Annotated in this window: 17 protein-coding genes; 9 read left to right on the top strand and 8 right to left on the bottom strand. The window is 44.9% G+C overall.

From position 1 onward, the window contains the following. Positions 1–16 precede the first annotated feature (16 nt). From ICV90_RS04760 to ICV90_RS04745, 4 genes are all read left to right on the top strand, one after another. A complete protein-coding gene (locus ICV90_RS04760; RefSeq protein ID WP_215360130.1) occupies positions 17–796 on the top strand; it encodes a citryl-CoA lyase in 780 nt (259 codons plus the stop codon). A gap of 2 nt (positions 797–798) precedes the next feature. Then, positions 799–1524, top strand: coding sequence for an SDR family oxidoreductase (locus ICV90_RS04755; RefSeq protein WP_371743891.1), 726 nt, complete (start codon positions 799–801; stop codon positions 1522–1524). Continuing rightward, a complete protein-coding gene (locus tag ICV90_RS04750; protein WP_215360126.1) occupies positions 1525–2349 on the top strand; it encodes an SDR family NAD(P)-dependent oxidoreductase in 825 nt (274 codons plus the stop codon). Positions 2350–2413: 64 nt separating this feature from the next. Then, the gene (locus tag ICV90_RS04745) at positions 2414–2962 is read left to right on the top strand and encodes a hypothetical protein (protein WP_215360124.1); all 549 of its coding nucleotides are present in this window, start codon (positions 2414–2416) and stop codon (positions 2960–2962) included. Positions 2963–3041: 79 nt separating this feature from the next. On the opposite strand, the gene ICV90_RS04740 is transcribed toward ICV90_RS04745, so the two are convergent. The 8 genes from ICV90_RS04740 to cobA form a co-directional block, all read right to left on the bottom strand. Continuing rightward, positions 3042–4868, bottom strand: coding sequence for a sulfatase-like hydrolase/transferase (locus ICV90_RS04740; protein WP_215360122.1), 1827 nt, complete (start codon positions 4866–4868; stop codon positions 3042–3044). Beyond that, positions 4868–6169, bottom strand: a complete 1302-nt coding sequence (locus tag ICV90_RS04735; RefSeq protein WP_215360120.1) for an APC family permease — start codon at positions 6167–6169, stop codon at positions 4868–4870. Before ICV90_RS04735 ends, ICV90_RS04740 begins: the two co-directional genes overlap by 1 nt. A gap of 430 nt (positions 6170–6599) precedes the next feature. Then, entirely contained in the window at positions 6600–7025 is a 426-nt protein-coding gene (locus tag ICV90_RS04730) for a PAS domain S-box protein (RefSeq protein ID WP_071465703.1), read from the bottom strand. Between the two features lie 87 nt (positions 7026–7112). Further along, complete coding sequence (gene cynS, locus ICV90_RS04725; protein WP_011902835.1) at positions 7113–7556, bottom strand: cyanase; 444 nt, start codon at positions 7554–7556, stop codon at positions 7113–7115. Positions 7557–7586: 30 nt separating this feature from the next. After that, entirely contained in the window at positions 7587–8450 is an 864-nt protein-coding gene (locus ICV90_RS04720) for an ABC transporter ATP-binding protein (RefSeq protein WP_215345032.1), read from the bottom strand. Then, positions 8440–9300, bottom strand: coding sequence for a nitrate ABC transporter permease (gene ntrB, locus ICV90_RS04715; protein ID WP_071465701.1), 861 nt, complete (start codon positions 9298–9300; stop codon positions 8440–8442). The genes ICV90_RS04720 and ntrB overlap by 11 nt, the downstream gene beginning before the upstream one ends. A 15-nt stretch (positions 9301–9315) precedes the next feature. Next, on the bottom strand, positions 9316–10689 hold the full coding sequence (locus tag ICV90_RS04710) for a CmpA/NrtA family ABC transporter substrate-binding protein (RefSeq protein WP_215360118.1): 1374 nt from the start codon (positions 10687–10689) through the stop codon (positions 9316–9318). A gap of 20 nt (positions 10690–10709) precedes the next feature. Further along, positions 10710–11513, bottom strand: a complete 804-nt coding sequence (cobA, locus tag ICV90_RS04705) for a uroporphyrinogen-III C-methyltransferase (RefSeq protein WP_251367329.1) — start codon at positions 11511–11513, stop codon at positions 10710–10712. Between the two features lie 151 nt (positions 11514–11664). On the opposite strand from cobA, the gene ICV90_RS04700 reads away from it, so the two are divergent. The 5 genes from ICV90_RS04700 to ybiB are packed head-to-tail and all read left to right on the top strand — an operon-like array spanning position 11665 to position 19499. Beyond that, complete coding sequence (locus ICV90_RS04700; protein ID WP_071467216.1) at positions 11665–12960, top strand: CmpA/NrtA family ABC transporter substrate-binding protein; 1296 nt, start codon at positions 11665–11667, stop codon at positions 12958–12960. Continuing rightward, positions 12957–15407: a nitrite reductase large subunit NirB gene (gene nirB / locus ICV90_RS04695; protein WP_071467215.1), complete on the top strand. Its 2451-nt coding sequence runs from the start codon at positions 12957–12959 to the stop codon at positions 15405–15407. Before ICV90_RS04700 ends, nirB begins: the two co-directional genes overlap by 4 nt. Then, positions 15400–15750: a nitrite reductase small subunit NirD gene (gene nirD / locus ICV90_RS04690; RefSeq protein WP_011902842.1), complete on the top strand. Its 351-nt coding sequence runs from the start codon at positions 15400–15402 to the stop codon at positions 15748–15750. The genes nirB and nirD overlap by 8 nt, the downstream gene beginning before the upstream one ends. After that, the gene (locus ICV90_RS04685; protein WP_215360116.1) at positions 15743–18583 is read left to right on the top strand and encodes a nitrate reductase; all 2841 of its coding nucleotides are present in this window, start codon (positions 15743–15745) and stop codon (positions 18581–18583) included. Before nirD ends, ICV90_RS04685 begins: the two co-directional genes overlap by 8 nt. A gap of 7 nt (positions 18584–18590) precedes the next feature. Then, positions 18591–19499: a DNA-binding protein YbiB gene (gene ybiB, locus ICV90_RS04680; RefSeq protein WP_215360115.1), complete on the top strand. Its 909-nt coding sequence runs from the start codon at positions 18591–18593 to the stop codon at positions 19497–19499.

Below are 19499 nucleotides of genomic sequence, written 5' to 3'. Positions count from 1 at the left end.
TTAATACTTATAGACTATGACTGACAAAAAAACTCCTATCACTGGCTTATGCACCCACACCCTGACTAGCCTGCATTATCGCGATGCAGATTTGGTAGAAGATTTAATGGGCAAGAAAACATTTACCGAAGTGATGTTGATGCAGATCCTCGGTAGAGAGCCTCGTGGTGTCGATATCCGCATTACTGATGTGGTGCTCATTGTGCTGATGGAGCATGGGCTAACGCCTAGTGCGATTGCCACACGCTTGATCTATATGAGTGCCCCAGAGAACCTTCAGGGCGCAGTATCTGCTGGCTTACTTGCTGTAGGCAGCTCCTTTATTGGCACAATGGAAAATTGCTCTGCCTTGCTAGATCGGATTATTGCCTCTAAAGACCAATATGCTGAAGCCCTTTTGATTGCGCAACATTACAAGAGCATTAAAGGTGCCGTTCCTGGCTTTGGTCATCACTTACATAAGCCCGTAGATCCACGTGCTTACAAACTATTAGACATGGGCCGCGCTGAGAAAGAACTTAAAGGCAATCACATTCGTGCGCTAGAAACTTTATCCAAGGCAGTGGATGAAGTGGCTGGTCGTCCTATTACGATTAATGCGACTGGTGCCGTTGCCGCCCTGCTTGGTGAGATTGGCATACCTACTGCTGTAATGCGTGGCTTTGCCGTTATATCCCGTTCGGCTGGCTTAGTGGCCCATATTGTTGAGGAACAACAAAGCCCATCCGGTCGCTTTATTTGGGACACCATTGAACATGCCATTCCGTTTGTGGATGGCGCCAACAAGATTGGCTAATGATGGGCTCTAGAGAATGTGTATTAGTTACAGGTGCTAGCCGCGGCATTGGGCGCGCAATATCAGAACGCCTGATTGCCGATGGTATGCATGTGATTAATTTTGATAAAGAAGCGCCTGCAAAAATTACTGAGCATGAAATTTTTGTCAAAGTAGATGTTTCAGATGAAAAAGTATTGCGTGATGCATTGGCAGATGCGACTTCCAGTCATTTGATTACTCGCTTAGTGAATAACGCAGGTATCGTTCGCCCTGCCACTATAGAGAAAACTACGATTGCAGATCTTCAGGCTGTAATGAGCGTCAATGTCGCCGCTGCCATTATTTGCGTTCAAGCCGTACTCCCCGCCATGAAAGCCGCTCATTTTGGTCGTATTGTGAATATCGCTAGTCGCGCAGCTTTGGGCAAAGAAGAGCGAATTTCCTATGCAACCTCGAAAGCAGGATTGCTAGGCTTGACTCGCACATTGGCTTTAGAGCTGGCTAGCGATGGCATCACGGTGAATGCTATTGGGCCAGGCCCTATTGCTACAGAGCTCTTTCAGAGTGCGAATCCTCCTGGCGCACCTGCTACACAACATATCTTGGATAGCGTCCCGCTAGGTCGTATTGGCCAACCAGACGAAGTTGCCCATATTGCTGCTTCACTACTGGATCATCGCGCCGGCTTTACTACTGGTCAGATTGTTTATGTTTGTGGCGGCATGACAGTGGGACTGACCCAATAAATGGAAAGTAAACATCCTCCTGGTTTACCAACTGATCTCACTAATCGGGTGGTCTTTGTTTCTGGCGGTGGATCTGCTGGGCCAGGTTGGAGCATCGGTAGAGCCTCGTGTGTGACCTACGCCCGATTAGGCGCAAAGGTTTGCGTGGTCGATCGCGATCAAGCATCTGCAGAAGAAACAACCCAGATCATTTTGGATGAAGGCGGTATCGCCCAGACATTTGTTGGCGATGTTTCTGAAGAACTTGATGTAACAAGACTCTTTGACGAAGCACGTAAACAATTTGGTCCTATTGATGTTCTGCACCACAACGTGGGCATTGGCAAAGTTGGCGGACCAATGGAAACCAGTGCTGAAGATTTTGATCGCATTCATAAAGTTAATGTGCGGAGCTTATTGCTAGCAGCTCAAGAAGTCTTACCTGAAATGGTGTCGCGCGGTACCGGCAATATCATTGCCATTTCCTCTGTGGCCGGTATGCGCTACTTAGGCTACCCACATTTAGCCTACAGCGTTACCAAGGCTGCTAATACCCAATTTATTAGGATGATTGCTCAACAATATGCGGATAAAGGAATTCGGGCCAATACAGTAGTGCCAGGCCTAATAGATACTCCACGTATTGCCCATACCGTAGCAAAGATGTTCTCTGAAAACGGTCTTGATGAAGCTCGTGCCGCACGTGATAAGCAGGTACCTATGGGACGCTCTGGCACAGCCTGGGACGTAGCAAACGCTTGCGCCTTTTTGGTCTCAGATGCTGCTGCCTACATTACAGGCACTGAGCTGGTGGTTGATGGTGGTCTGACCGGGAAATATGTCTAAGCCCCAGAATTCGAGACCCGATCCCAAGGGATAGTATGATTTGATGATTCTCTAGGAGCTTTATATGCATCGCATCATCTATCGAGTAGTTTTATTGCTAGCAATCAGCGCTGGTCTAGTTGCCTGCAATATGAATGATAAAAAAATTAGTGGTTGGGAAGTGAATGATGTCTATCACTCGACCATCATCACACCCAATCCAGCAACCGGCGGGAAAACCTATCAAGGCCCTCCTATCAACACGATGGATGAAGCCAATACTTATGAGATGTTTAGCCTCAGAGCTGAGCAGCCTAAGCAAGGCGTCAAGACTTATGAGCTCAACACTCAATTAACTTATTTCTCACAATGGCGTTATTACGATTCCGCAATGCTAGAGAACACCCCTGCTACGACATTTAAAGTGGTTGGTAGAGAAGCTGGTGCTTGTGGTGATAGAGGTTGTATCTTCAGGGAAGTTGTATCTATTCAACTGCCTGAGGCATTCCTCAAAGACAAGATGAAAAAAGGTTTCATCATCACCTTATCTGCCAAGAATGGAATGAAGACTGAACTGTTTGTGCCACCACAATATATCCAAGGCTATATGCAGGCGGTCAACGGATTTAACTGATCGCATAATCACTGCAGTAGAGATCAATAAAGGGGCTTAGGGCCCCTTTATTTATACGCACTATAAATTAGATAAATTTCTATCTTTGATTAGCTTTCGGGAAATACCACCTGCCATTGCGAATTGGCAAGAAGCTTCCGTCATCCACCCCAACCTCTTGAGCGATTCGCTCGTTCATGACTTTGTTCATGGCCATGATCAAATCACCATTCTTTTTGGGGTCCATGGCTAGATTATTCATCTCATTCGGGTCGTTTTGTAGATCAAACAGCTCCAAATCGTTTTTAGCCAACATTTCTTCCATCGTTGTTGGTGTATTAAAAAACAGTGGCGAGAAATATCTTGAGAAACGGTAACGGCCATCAAACACACTACGAATACCCACTCGATTGGCAAAGTTCGGTTCGTGCTGTTTCAAGATCTTAATGGCTTGTTTATTGTCATATTTTCCAGACATTAACCATGAGTAGGTGTTTTCTGCCCAGAACCAGCTTGTAAACATCAACATATTGAAGTTAAACAATGAAGCCGGTCTTGCCGAATCTACTTGAGCTTTTTCAGGTTCTTTAAATAACGGAGTTAAATCTTTACCCTTCAGCCCCTCTGAAGCCTTTTGGATACTTTGAGGATCTTTACCCGTCATTGCCAATATCGTTGTTGCCAAGTCAATTTGTGAAGTAATGGCCTGACACTCTTTGCCGCCTGGATAGGCTGGATGAATAATCATCAAAGGTATATGGTTCTGCTCTTTGTAAGCTGTTGTACCTTTACCGCGCATTTGATGGGTTCCGCCCAACTCTCCATGGTCAGCAGTAAAGATGACGATGGTGTTATCTTCCATGCCGCCATCTTTAAGACCTTGCATTACAGCAGCAACATTTTCATCGCTGTCACGCATGCAATTGAAGTAATAGTCTAGTAAGAGCCTCCAGCGACGATCTTCATTTGGCCATACCCCCATGAGTAAATCCCAAATCTCTTGATAGAGTTTGTGCGCTTTTGGTCTGCCAGGTGCATCGAGCGCTTGGTGACGACTTTCAGGGAGAGGATAGTTGTCCCAGGTAGCCTTATACAAATCAGTAGTTGGTGGCGGCAATATCGTCATGGCATGTTTAGCGCCCTGCACTTGCTTGCCAGGCAAATCAGAATTCACATAGGTCACATCATGTGGGTTAACAATATTGACTGCTAAATACCAAGGTTGTTTTTTAGCCCGGAGTTGCTGACCTTCATTACGTAACCAACCAATGGCAGATGAAAGAGTTAACTTATCAAAGGTATAGCCGCCCTGCTGTTGGTCAACAATATCTCCAACACCCAAGAAGTCGTCAAATCCATAGGATTTAATAATCTTCCGATAAGTATCCATTGGCGCGTCATATGCTTTTTTAACGACATCCATATTGGCTGAGAGATGCCACTTACCTTGATATGCGGCGTGATAGCCTAATTCAGATAAGCGATGGCCAATGGTTTTGACATTGTGAGATAGATCAGGCTGCCATAAGAAATTGAGATTATCAAAAATACCTGAATGCTGAATGTGCAAGCCCGTGTATATCACTGAGCGTGCAGATGAGCACTGCATCGAAGCTGCTTGGTGATTGGTGAACGTGATGGCTTTCTTCTTAATGGCTTCACGTGCAGGAACGGGTATAGGCCACTTGGGAAAGAAATGCTCTTGATCAACCAATACAAAAAGAATGTTGTAACCCGCTGGCGGGCTATTAGGCGCAATGGGTTGCGGCTTATCTGGATAGGACTGAGCATGAGCGGTTTGCATTCCAACAGGTAACAAAGTTGCTCCGACTGCTGCTGCTCCTGTTGTGAGGAGATTACGGCGTGATGGATTCTGAGGCTTATTGTTATCTACGCCTGGGTTATTGTTATCTGAATCAGCAACCATTACTGCCTCCCAAGTTTTGGAATACATTGATATCTATATTGAATCAAACCGGTTGCCGCCAAGGCAATTACAAGAACAATAACACCCGCTGGGTTGGATTGAATTCCGTTCAGCACCAGAAAGATAAATAGCGCTAGGTTAATGACCAGTCCAAACCAGAGAACTATGGCATTGGCACCTGTTTGGCCACAAATACGAATGTGGCCATAGGTGATCACACCAAATAAGAGTAAAAAAGCCATGCTGGCCATTTTTCCGACGATCTCTAGCGGAAAGCCCAATACCAAGACAATCACGATAGCAGCCGAAACTAGCAGGCGCCTCATCTGTCCCCGTCCGAGCGCTCTTGTTAGCCAGGCAGCATTAGCATGTTCCGTGACCACAACCCCAAGGACTTTGGTAGCTGTAAAAATTGTGGCATTGACTGCAGCAGCACAGGAAAGTAAAGCAATTAATCCGATACCAATAAAACCCGCTTTACCCATTAAGAGATTTGCTGCGGCACCTATCACATTGCTTGGATTAGATTTAATAATGTCAACCGGCGTTACTTGAATCGTAATAAAGCTCACCAATACATAAAGAGCGATTACGAATAAGACTGCTATATACATTGCCTTTGGAATTGTTTTCTTAGGTTCAGCCATCGAATCCGCTGCACTACTCACCACTGCAAAACCTTGGTAATTAATATACAGCATGCCAGTAGCGATAGCGATACCCTCAATAGGGCCCACACCAAAATCAAGTGTCGCCGCATCTAGATGAGATATGCCCACAGCGCTATAGGCAAGCAATGAAATCAATACCAACCCAATCGCAACAAGACCTGCAAGCCCCACAATACTTGCGCCTAGAAGGTTTACTAAAGCAAATATAAATACTAATGCCCCACCAATCAACTTGAGTTCAAAGCTGGTAAACATGTTTCCTGTCAGCACCACAATGAATTCGGTAAAGCCCGATGCATAGAGCGAAGTGGATATTAAAAATCCCAGATAGAGAAAGATGTTCATCCACCCGGCAATGAAGCCATTTCCATAAGTTGAGACTATATAACCTGCAGGACCACCAGCCACTGGAAATGTGGCACTTAATTTAGCGCAGGAGTACACAGTAAAAAGTACTGCAATCCCTGCAAGTAAAAAAGCAATTGGGATATGAGATTTAGCAGTGAGGTTGGCATACCCCAAGACAGTAAATAAGCCAGAGCCCATCATGCCGCTAAGACTCATTGCAATAGCTGAATATAAGCCTACATTTTTAGAGCTCTGGATTTGGCTTTGTGGCGATGTAGTCATGAGCACCTAGATTATTTGAACCCTATTGGGCAATTGTTAGCTCATGATAGCGGCAACCATTTAAAACTCAATGACAAACAAATATCTAAGGATCGCTTTGTATAAAGAAAAAACCACCCGAAGGTGGTTTTTGGTAACGCCTTTGGTAACAAGGTTTATGGGTTGCCACAGCGCCTTGCAATACCTATTTAATTGGCGGAGACGAGATCTAGATTTTGACCCTATTATAAAGCCTACCAATGTCCATTAAACCCCTTGCCCATATGGCTTAGAAGGTAAACTCCACTCCCGAGTAATCCATTCAAACTTACTAAAATCCATGTTTCACTGGTAAGCGGGATGGTAAGCAAATTATGGGCATAAGTAATAGCGAAGGAGAAACAAAAGGGCTAAAACCAAGCAAATTTATAGCAATCTTAGTGTTGGAGCTTTACTCGCTACTCTCATATGCTGCCAGTTTGGCCTTCAAATTACGCTCTTCTTGAAAACGTTCAGTTTCATCTCGGACAATCGCAGCTATGGCAATGGGTTGTTTTTTATCATCAAAAAGCATGCTTACTGAAAAAGCAATGGAGATAGAACGCCCATCCTTATGCATCGCAGGAACTCTTAACAAAGTATTTCCATACTTTGTTACACCTGTCTGAATAGTGTGAAAATACCCTTTAGAGTGCCGCTCTCTAAAACGCTCAGGCGTAATGATGCTGAGTGCTTTTCCCAAGGCCTCGTCTGGGCTATACCCAAATATGCGCTCAGCAGATGCATTCCAAAACAAAATATTTTCATCTCGATCAGAAATGATCACGGCCTCGCCAATATGACTGACTAGCGCCTTAAAATCTATGATGTCTGACATATTTAATCTCTATTTTTAAGTAAGTTGTCGCTAAGAATACTCCAATAAAAAACCACCCGAAGGTGGTTCTCAGGGGCGCTTCTATTTTTAGTAAGTCTTGTAAGAAAGGTACTTACCTGATAGCACTACTTGAACACGATCGCCTTTTGGATCAGGCTCGCGCTGGATATCCATTGAGAAATCGATTGCACTCATAATGCCATCGCCAAACTCTTCATGGATTAACTCTTTAATAGTAGTGCCATAAACACTCACAATCTCATACCAACGATAGATCAATGGGTCTGTTGGAACGGCGGTTGGCAAAGATCCTTTATAAGGAACAATTTGCAACCAAGCCATCTCTTCATCAGTCAAATCAAATAACTTACCAGCGGCTTCAGCCTGCACCTTAGTAAAGGTCATTTGACCTAAACAGCCTGCAGTAACCCACTCCTTTGATTCGCCTATTGCTTTTGCGATATCACTCCACTTCATGCCATTGCGAACTTTGGCTTCGATAATTTTTTGTGTAACTACTGAACGATCCATTTTTTTCTCCTAGTTTTAAGTTTTAGTGTATCAAGCAACAACCGCATCAACACCTGGAAGCACTATTACAGGCTTGTATCCATCCAACTCACCCTTAGCTCCTTTTACCTGCAGATCCTTTGATCGATTGACTAGAAAATCTACTAAATGGTTTCGCATTGGGTAATACATAGCATCATGATGTAAATTGGCCCGCTTTCTTCCTTTAGGCAAAGTGTTGACAACGATTTCAGCGATACGTGCATTAGGGCCGTTGCTCATCAGCATAATTTTGTCAGAAAGCAAGATTGCCTCATCAACATCATGGGTGATCATAAATACAGTTTGATTTGTTTCTTTGCAAATTTTGAGTAGCTCATCCTGAATAACCCCACGAGTTAACGCATCCAAGGCTCCGAATGGTTCATCAAGTAGTAGCATTTTTGGCTCAATTGCAAAGGCTCTTGCAATACCAACCCTTTGCTTCATACCGCCAGATAATTCAGATGGTTTTTTATTTTCAGCATTTACCAAGCCGACCATTGCTAGATACTTTTTGGAATGCTCAGTAATCTGCTCTTTTGACCAATCGGGATACTTTGACTTCACTGCAAAAGCCACATTCTGCAGTACTGTCATCCACGGCATTAATGCATGCCCTTGGAATACAACTCCACGCTCTAAACCAGGGCCCTGAATACGCTTACCAAGCATGATGGCATCGCCGCCAGTTGCTTCTTCAAGACCAGCAAGCACATTCAAAATAGTAGTTTTGCCACATCCGGAATGGCCGATGATACAAACAAACTCTCCTTTTTCGATTTCAAAATCTATTCCTTCAAATACTGGAGGTGCGTCAGCTTTATACGACTTGCTGAGGTTTGAAACTTTGAGGAATGTATTTTCAATCTGCATACGAAACCGCCTTTTGTAACTTGCCAAATGCTGTATCTAGCAACATTCCAACAATACCAATTAAAAGAATTGCAAAAATAACACTGGAGAGCGATAGGTTATTCCACTCATTCCATAAGAAGTAACCAATTCCGGTACCACCAACAAGCATCTCAGCAGCAACGATCACTAACCAGGCAATACCCATGGATATGCGCATACCAGTCAAAATGGTTGGTGCAGCAGCAGGAAGAATGACTAAGAATGCCTTACGTAAAGGAGAGACTTCCAATGTCTTGGCAACGTTTAATAATTCTTTACGTACATTAGCAACTCCAAATGCTGTGTTGAGGAGCATTGGCCATACGGAACAAATAAAGATCACAAAGATTCCAGAAATAGCAGAGTCTTTGATGGTGTAGAGCGCGATAGGCATCCAAGCCAATGGCGAAATCGGCTTCAGAATTTGAATGAATGGATTAAATGCCTCGTAAGCCAATGGTGACATGCCGATCCAGAATCCAAACGGAATAGCTACTATCATCGCCAACAAGAATCCTAAGGCAACACGCGCCAAAGAATAGGCCAGTTGAATACCAATTCCCTTATCGTTCGGACCATTGTCATAAAAAGGGTGTGACAACTGCTTATAGATAGTCTCCCCCATCTGCGTTAAGGTTGGAAACCCAGTTTTTTGAACAGGCTCACTACCGCCCTGACCCATGAGGCTGTTGTACTCACTAGAGCCAGTTGATACCCCAGGCGGCGGTGTAACTTTTTGTGTTGTAGCCATATGCCAGATAAATAAGCACATGAGTAAAATCACAACCGATAGAATTGCGCCTTTAACCTTAATTGATACTGTTTTCATTCATTTACCTTACGTTCATGCTTTATTAGTTTGAAAAGATTTCAAATAGGCTGCTGGCTGACTAGGGTCAAACTCTTTACCCATAATCTTGTCTTTTTTGTATCCCACTTTAGCTAATGGTGGAACTGCAATGCCAGTCTCACCCATATACTTTTTAGCGTCGGTCAACAAGAATACTTTTTCAGAGATGTCCTTGTAATTCACATCGCCTTTGACATAGCCCCAGCGCTGCATTTGGGTCAACATCCAGGTTGCCATGGAGTACCAAGGAATTGGGTTGAAGTCGATGCGATCTGGTACGTTTTGCACATTGCCTAGACCATCTGCAAACTTACCAGTGAGAACTTGCATTACAACTGTCTCGGGCTGGTTAAGGTAATTTGGCGTAGAAATTACTTTAGCAATTAAAGGTCTATTCGCAGGATCACGTGCCATCGTGGAAGCATTTAAGACTGCCCGATAGAGAGCTGCAAAGGTATTTGGATTCTTACGGATAAATTCTTCTGAGGTTCCAAAAGCACAGCAAGGGTGACCATCCCAAATCTGCTTAGTCAGAATGTGAATAAATCCGACCTCGTCATACACTGCGCGCTGGTTAAATGGATCAGGCCCTAAAAAACCATCAATATTGCCGGCACGTAAGTTAGCCACCATCTCTGGTGGAGGTGTAACGCGAATCTGAATATCTTTATCTGGATCCAAGCCAGCTTGAGCTACGTAATAACGCAGCAAGAAGTTATGCATTGAGTATTCAAATGGAACAGCAAACTTCATGCCTTTCCAGTTTTTCGGATCACGATTATCTTTATGCTTGTTAGCTAACGTAATAGCCTGACCATTCACGTTCTGAATTGTGGCCACACGCATCTGAGAAGGATCAGAACCCAAGCCCATTGACATTGAGATCGGCATTGGTGATAAAAAGTGTGAGGCATCATGCTCTTTATTGAGCATCTTGTCACGAATTAAAGCCCAACCTGCGGTCTTATTAAGCGTAACGTTCAGGCCTTGTTTTTTATAAAAACCTAGTGGGTCAGCCATGATGAGTGGAGTCGCACAAGTAATTGCGATAAAGCCAATTTTTAGGTCTGGTTTTTCTAATGGCGCTTTTTCTTGCGCCATTGCCTGCAAGGACCCTACTGGCAAGAAGCCTGAGAGAGCGCTCATTGCTCCACCTACTCCAACAGCCTTTAAAAACGCGCGTCTACGATCTTCTTGAGGAAAAAGAGCCTTAACTAAGCTGGCCTCAACAAAATCTGCGCTTTGCTGCTCGGCATCCATCATTGCTGAAAGCGAGTTTGCATGATCTAACTCAGATGCATGATGTCCACAGCTGCAGCGGTTGCTAAACAGAGGTCTATCTGGATCAAAAGGACGATATGAATTCATTTATAGCTCCTAGTAAGTAATTAAGATGCCGCTTGCAATGCGTTGAAATGATTTTGTGACTCGATTAATGGGATAAGCGTATGCAGTTTTTTTCTATAAACCTCTCCGACCATCACCACAACAGGTTGCTTATCTAAAAAATGATGATGAACATCACCAAAGCGCAGTTCATCTAATGTGCAGGCGAAACTGCGTTGCGTTGGCAGGCTAACCGATTCCATCAAGCAAACAGGCGTATCTACCGTGTAGCCCTGAGCAATCAATGTTGTCGCAACCTCAGATAGCTGATCACGCGCCATATAGTAAATAGCGGTTTTATGATCTTCATGTGCGCAACGGCCAGGAAGAGTAGTCAGCGTCAGGGTTCTACTTAACTCTCTCGTAGTTGGAGGCTGCTTTAATTCTGCCGAGGCCGCTAAGGCAGTAGTGATGCCTGGAACAATCTCATAGCGCACGTTTGCTTTCTCAAGAGCGTCAATTTCTTCCTGCGCACGACCAAAGATCATCGGATCCCCGCCTTTTAGGCGCACAACTACTGAGTACTTGCCTGCAGCATCCACCAATTGCTTGTTAATGAAGTGCTGAGAGCTTGAATGTGATCCGCATCTTTTCCCTACCTGCACCATCCTAGTGCCAGGACACCACTCCAACATAGAAATATCAATGAGTGCGTCATAAAAGACAATGTCTGCCTGAGCCAAAATTCTTGAGCCCCGAACAGTAATGAGATCAGAGGCTCCAGGCCCAGCACCAATGAGGTAGACGCCAGACATCACTCCATTTATTTTGGGTGCTTTGACTGTTCTTGGTGCAATTTGTTCCATGCATCATTTGTAACAGTCGGCAATAGCCCTAAATTCTCTGTGTGAACCAAAAGTGCCCATGCTTTGATTTGGTGCACCAATACTGAGCCACCACTCTTATCTCGGGACTCATAACTTCTTTATTGTTAGTTATCGACTAAAGGAGCTCAGCATGAAAGAAAAAACAAGCGTTAGCGGTTTATTACCAGAAGCTACTACCCCCACTGTTGCTGATGCGAATCCTACGCGTCGCAAACTTATCCAAAGTATTGGCTCTGCAAGCATTCTGTCCTTAATCGACCCAATGGTTAAAGCGGGTGCATGGGCGGCAGGCTCAGATGCCCCTGAGAAAACGGATGTAAAGGTCAGTTTCATTGCCCTTACAGACTGCTCTTCTGTTGTCATGGCCAACCATCTTGGTCTAGATAAGAAATACGGTGTCAAGATCATCCCCACCAAAGAAGCATCATGGGCTGCAATCCGTGACAAGCTAGTCAATGGTGAAAATGATATGTCGCACATTCTGTATGGCTTGATGTACGGACTGCAAATGGGTATCGGTGGACAACAAAAAGATATGTCACTCCTGATGTCCTTAAACAATAACGGCCAAGCAATTACTTTATCTAAAGCGCTTTACCAAAAGGGCGTTACTGATGGGGCAAGCCTTAAAGCTGTCATGGATAAAGAAAAGCGTGACTACACTTTTGCGCAAACTTTCCCAACTGGTACACACGCTATGTGGCTCTACTACTGGTTAGCGAACTATGGCATTAATCCATTTAAAGACGCGAAAATTATCACTGTTCCGCCCCCACAAATGGTGGCAAATATGCGTAGCGGAAATATGGACGGCTATTGTGTAGGTGAACCCTGGAATGCCCGTGCAATCATCGACGGCATTGGCTTTACAGCCATTACTACACAAGCTATTTGGCAAGATCATCCAGAGAAGGCGCTGGGTACAACTTCTGACTTTGCAAAGAAGTATCCCAATACTTGTCGCGCAGTGACAGCTGCAATCTTGGAGGCAGGAAAATATATTGATGCATCAACCTCTAACAAACATGCAACTGCAGAAGTCGTGTCTGCACCTTCGTTTGTCAATACCGATGTCAGCGTGATTCAAGACCGCATGATGGGTCGCTACAACAACGGTATCGGCAAGACATGGGATGACCCGCATGCGATGAAGTTTTATAACGACGGTTTAGCGACTTTCCCATACCTGTCTGATGGCATGTGGTTTATGACCCAACATAAGCGCTGGGGATTGCTCAAAGAACACCCAGATTACTTGGCAGTTGCGAAGAAGGTTAACAACATCGCCATCTACAAAGATGCGGCTACGGCCTCCAAAACCCCATTACCAAAAAGTGATATGCGCTCCAGCAAATTATTTGATGGTGTTGTGTGGAATGGCTCCAACCCTGCTGCTTATGCAGATAGCTTCAAGATCAAAGCATGAAAAAACAAAAACTCGTCATGATTGGCAATGGGATGGCCGGCGTTCGGACCATCGAGGAACTATTAAAGCTCGACCCAGAGCTTTATGACATCACCATCTTTGGTGCTGAGCCCCATCCCAACTACAACCGTATTTTGCTGTCCCCGGTATTAGCAGGCGAACAGACTCTTGAGCAAATTGTTCTAAATGACCTTGATTGGTACAAGAGCAATGGTATCCATCTTCATCTTGGAAAAACCATAACTAAGATTGATCGCAAAGAGCGCACTGTTATTGCTGATGATGGCACTGTTGAAAGCTACGATCGCTTATTGCTGGCTACCGGCTCTTTGCCATTCATCTTGCCCGTTCCAGGAAATGATTTACCTGGCGTGATTGCGTATCGTGATATTAAAGATACCAATGAGATGATTGATGTGGCGACGCGTTACAAAAATGCGGTTGTCATTGGCGGCGGTCTGCTTGGTCTAGAAGCTGCAAATGGTCTAGCCCTCAGGGGTATGAGTGTGACCGTGGTCCATCTTGCCGAATGGTTGATGGAAAGACAGCTAGATAAAACAGCGGCTGATTTACTACAAAAATCCTTGGAAGAAAAAGGTCTTAAGTTTTTACTGAAAACTTCTACTGAGGCAATTACCCCTAATACTGCTGGCGATCGTGTCGGCCATATCCGCTTTAAAGGTGGATTAGAAATACCAGCTGACTTAGTTGTTATGGCGGCAGGTATTAAGCCCAATACAGCGTTAGCCGAATCTGCAGGTTTACATTGCCAAAGAGGTATCGTTGTTAATGACACTCTACAAACGTTTGATCCAAGAGTCTATGCAGTTGGTGAGTGCGCAAGCCATCGAGGAACTGCCTATGGTTTAGTTGCGCCTTTATTTGAGCAGGCTAAGGTTTGTGCAAATCACCTTGCCGAACACGGCATCGGTCGCTATGAGGGCTCCGTAACATCAACAAAACTGAAAGTAACAGGTGTTGATCTCTTCTCCGCTGGAAACTTTATGGGAGGCGAAGGTACTGAAGAAATTACTCTAGCCGATCCTATTGGTGGCGTGTATAAAAAATTAGTTCTTAAAGATGATCGTTTAATTGGTGCCTGCATGTTTGGCGATACAGCAGATAGCACTTGGTATTTCAAGCTCATGCGTGACGAACAAAGCATTGCAGAAATTCGTGACACATTGATGTTTGGTGAATCCAATATTGGCGATGTTGGCCATCAAGGCCACAATAAAGCTGCCGGAATGACTGATGCAGATGAAATCTGCGGATGCAATGGGGTTACCAAAGGCACCATTGTCAAGGCTATTCGGGAACAGGGTCTATTCACACTAGATGAAGTGAAGAAATGCACTAAAGCCAGCAGCTCCTGTGGCTCATGTACAGGCCTAGTTGAGCAAGTGCTGATGAATGTTCTTGGCACAGATTATTCAGCAACCCCCAGAAAGAAATCGATTTGCGGATGCTCCGATCTTTCTCATGATGAAATTCGTCAAGCCATACGCTCCGGCCACTTAATTTCTCAAGAGCAAGTTCGCGCCGAGCTTAATTGGAGAACACCTAACGGTTGTGCGACTTGTCGCCCTGCCTTAAATTATTATTTGATCTCCACATGGCCACATGAAGCAAAAGATGATCCACAATCCCGCTTCATTAATGAACGTGCTCATGCCAATATTCAGAAAGATGGCACCTACTCAGTTATTCCGCGGATGTTTGGTGGTCTAACTACTCCTTCTGAACTACGCAGAATTGCTGACGTTGCTGAGAAATACCAAGTGCCCACAGTCAAGGTAACTGGCGGCCAACGAATTGACTTACTTGGCATCAAGAAGGATGATCTTCCAGCGGTTTGGAAAGAGTTGGATATGCCATCAGGTCATGCCTATGGCAAATCAATTCGCACAGTGAAAACATGTGTTGGTGATGAGCACTGTCGTTTTGGCACCCAGTCCTCCATGAAAATGGGCGTAGATCTAGAGAGAATGCTCTTCGGTATGTACGCACCTCACAAAGTGAAGCTTGCAGTGTCTGGCTGCCCACGAAACTGCGCAGAAGCTGGCATCAAAGATGTTGGCATTATTGGTGTTGAATCTGGCTGGGAACTTTATATTGGTGGTAACGGCGGCATTAAAACAGAAGTGGCGGAATTTCTCTGTAAAGTTAAAACTGATGAGGAAGTTCGTGAATATTCTGGGGCCTTCTTACAACTGTACCGCGAAGAAGCCTGGTATTTGGATCGAACTGTCCATTACTTGGCAAGAGTTGGCATGGAATACATTAAGCAGAAGGTGGTCGACGATGCTGAAAGTCGTAAAGCTCTCTACGAAAGACTGCTGTTTGATCTAAAAGATGCTCCAGATCCTTGGAAAGACTTTGAACGTGCTGGTGTAGATGTTCGTCAATTTAAAACCATTCCTATTGTCGAGGCTGGAAATGTCTAATACCGCCCAACTTGATCAGTGGCAAAAAATCACAACGGTTGATGAGATTCCTGTTCTGGGATCTCGGGTTATTGAAGCGCCAGCTGGTCAAATAGCTATTTTCAGAAATTCAGAAGACGAAGTATTTGCCGTATTGGATAAGTGCCCGCATAAAGGTGGCCCCCTGTCTCAGGGCATTGTCCATGGAAAATCCGTAACCTGTCCACTGCATTCCTGGAATATAGATCTCTCCACCGGCTGTGCCGTTGCCCCAGATGAAGGCTGTGCTAAATCCTTTGCAGTCAAAGTAGAGTCTGGTGTGGTTTGGCTAAGCCGCGAGGAATTGCAAGCTACTCATGGCTGAAGTTAAGAGCACCTGTTGCTATTGCGGTGTTGGCTGTGGCGTCATTATTGAAACCGCAGAAAGTAACGGAAAGATCGAGGTAACCGGGGTTCGCGGCGACCCCGATCATCCTGCAAACTTTGGCAGACTCTGCAGTAAAGGCTCCACCCTTCATCTCACTGCAAACCCAAGCCTTCAGATACAGGCTCGACTGGGTTCACCAGCCATCCGCAAAACAAGGGGTGAAGAGCCGGTAGATATTTCTTGGCCCGAGGCAATTCAAACTGTTGCCCAAAAATTTGCCGACATCATTCAAGAGCATGGTTCAGAATCTGTTGGCATTTATGTGTCCGGTCAATTACTGACCGAAGACTATTACATCTTCAATAAGTTAATGAAGGGCTTGATTGGCTCTAACAATATTGATACCAACTCACGCCTATGTATGTCTAGTGCGGTAGCTGGCTACAAGCAAACCTTGGGGATGGATGCCCCACCCTGTTGCTATGAAGATATTGATTCTGCATCCACTATTTTTATTACGGGATCAAATACCGCTTTTGCTCATCCGATTTTGTATAGACGTCTTGAGGATGCCCGTAAAAATAATCCGGATCTCAAAGTTATTGTTGTTGACCCCAGAAAAACCGATACCGCCAAAGAAGCTGATCTCTACCTACAGATACAACCTGGTACTGATGTTGCTCTCTATCACGGGATGCTTTACATCATGCTCTGGGAGAAATGGATTGATGAGTCTTATATCAACTCATATACGGCGGATTTTGATGCGCTACGTGATTTGGTTAGAGATTTCACGCCTAAGGCAGTAAGTCAGATCTGCGGTATTAATGAAAAAGACTTGTTCCAAGCGGCGCAATGGTTTGCTACTTCACCTGCAACCCTATCGATGTACTGCCAGGGATTAAATCAATCAGCATCAGGTACAGCCAAGAATGCTGCCTTAGTTAACTTACATTTAGCCACCGGTCAAATAGGGAAAGCTGGTGCTGGTCCATTCTCTTTGACTGGACAACCCAATGCCATGGGTGGTCGGGAGGTTGGAGGTTTAGCCAATCTACTATCCGCACACCGTGATCTTGCCAACCCAGAACATCGTGCAGAAGTTGCAAACCTGTGGGGGGTGGATTCAGTTCCCGAAAAGCCAGGTCTTAGTGCCATTCCCATGTTTGAGGCATTGCGTACTGAAAAACTAAAAGCCATATGGATCGTCTGTACAAACCCAGCACAATCGATGCCCGATCTCAATGCAGTTCACGAGGGATTAAGCAAAGCAGAATTTGTTGTAGTGCAGGAAGCTTATGCGCACACAGCCACCACCCTATATGCAGATGTGTTGTTGCCCGCCACTACCTGGGCAGAAAAAGTGGGGACAGTTACAAATTCAGAGCGAAGAATTTCCAAAGTAAATCCCGCAATTGATCCTTATGCGTCTGCTAAACATGATTGGCAGATCGCTCTTGAAATTGGAATAGCTCTTGAAGCGCTATTACCAGGCAATAGAAAAGAAGGAACATCCACTCTATTTCCTTACGCCGGACCTGAGGATATTTGGAATGAGCATCGTGAGAGTACAGCCGGTCGCGATCTCGATATTACTGGTTTAAGCTACAAAATCCTTGAGGAACGCGGACCACAGCAATGGCCTATGCCCAAAGGAGATTTCTTTGGCAAAAAACGTCTTTATGAAAATGGCGTTTTTCCTACCAAAGATAAAAAAGCTCACTTTATTGCTGCACCCTATAAAGCAACCGCAGAATCTGTAGATGCTCGCTACCCATTTGCCTTAAATACTGGGCGCCTCAGAGATCAATGGCATGGGATGAGTAGAACGGGAACCATTGGAACACTTTATGGACATGCACCAGAGCCTTGTGTGGAGATGTCACCCAAAGATGCTGGCAGGATGAATTTAGAAAATGGTGATTTAGTTCATGTCACCAGTCGCAGAGGTAGTGAGATCTTCCCAATCAAAGTCTCAGACGATATCGCCTCCTCGCAAGCCTTTATTGCCATGCACTGGGGTTCTGAATTTATTTCAGGCGCTGCTGGTAAAACACCGGGCCGCGGAGTCAACGGCCTTACTTGCAACATGATCGACCCTGTATCCGGTCAGCCCGAACTGAAACATTCAGCCGTCAAGATTTTGCCAGCAAACCTTCCCTGGCATTTAGTGGCTTTCGGCTTATTTTCCAAAGAAGAAGTATTTTTTGTTCAAAATAGTTTGCGCAGCATCTTGCCTCATTTCGATTCCGCCCAATGCGTTCTATTTGGTAGAGAGCAGGATGGTGACCTCATTGGGATTTCATTCAAGGCCGCCCACCACGATGACCCGCTAGAAGAATCAGACTCTCTTGCCGCGCAAGCTTTAAAGCAAATAATACGTAAATTTAAGTTGGATGAGGAATCTGGAGAGCCCGTGATGCGCTATATCGATAAGCGCAGAGGCGTAGTACGACTTGTTCGCGCTCAAGAGAAGGTTCTATCTGCAATGCTGACTGGCTCCATTGAAAGCCTAGCAAGTACTACCTGGTTAAGAGAGTACCTAGAAAGCGGCTTAGATGCAAAAACCCTTGGTCGGTCTTTGTTGATGCCTGTTAGCAAACCCCCTATAGAAATTAAACCCAAAGGTAAGGCAATTTGTAATTGCTTTAATGTATCTGCAGACACAATGAAGCAATGCTTAAGCAAGATGCCAGCAGGAACCTCCCCCGAAGACGCCATGACCTCTCTTCAATCTGAAACGCAATGTGGAACCAATTGCGGTTCCTGCAAACCCGAAGTCAAGCAAATTATTGTCAGCTTTCTCAAGAAAGTGGAAGTAGCGGCATAATCCTTCAATGAGCATCAAATCATTCTTAAAAGTCATTGGCCGAGGCAGCAAAGGCGCCGGCGACCTTGATCGCAATCAGGCAAAAGAAGTCTTCACACAAATTCTAGATGGCAATGTCAGCGATCTAGAGCTGGGTGCATTTTGTATTGCTATGCGCATCAAGGGTGAGTCTGTCTCTGAGCTCATGGGCTTTATGGACGCCCTACAACCGCATCTGAATTTACTGAATCTTGGCACACGCCCCACCATAGTCTTACCAAGTTATAACGGGGCTAGAAAGCAAGCAAACTTAACGCCACTTCTTGCTGGCATGCTGTCTAGTTATGGTTTTACAGTGCTTGTTCAGGGGGTCGAAAAAGATCTAACCAGGGTAACGAGCCATGAAATTTTTAAGTCTCTTGGCTGGCCAATTCTCAAGTCCAAAGATGAATTTGGCGCCCTCCTGGCATTGAATCAACCGATCTTTTGCCCTCTTAATGTGATTTCCCCAGCCCTTCAAAAATTATTAGATATCAGAGAAAGAATTGGTCTGCGGAATACTGGTCATGTGCTGGCAAAACTGATTAATCCAACGCTTCAGAGCTCTTGGCAAGTTTCTAACTACACCCACCCAGAATATCCAGAAAAACTACGAGAATTTTTTCAACTTCGTTCAGCAAATGCAATTTTGATGAGGGGAAGCGAGGGTGAGCCAACCGCTTCTCTGCAGCGATTGCCAGAAATGCATTTTTTGCTTCCAAATGCGAATGAAATGACAACCCCCGAAGAGCGCTTTGAAGATCTCAGACCGTTTTTAGAGATTGACGCCATTTCAACGGCATCCGTTACCGAGCAAATTCTATCTGGGCAAGTCAAATGTCCGAGCTCAATTCTCAGGCAAGCCATTCAAATATCTACGATGGCTGGATTACACTAA

The sequence above is a fragment of the Polynucleobacter sp. JS-JIR-II-b4 genome (genome assembly GCF_018687815.1).
Classification (GTDB): domain Bacteria; phylum Pseudomonadota; class Gammaproteobacteria; order Burkholderiales; family Burkholderiaceae; genus Polynucleobacter.
This window is presented reverse-complemented; position numbering and strand designations above follow the sequence as displayed.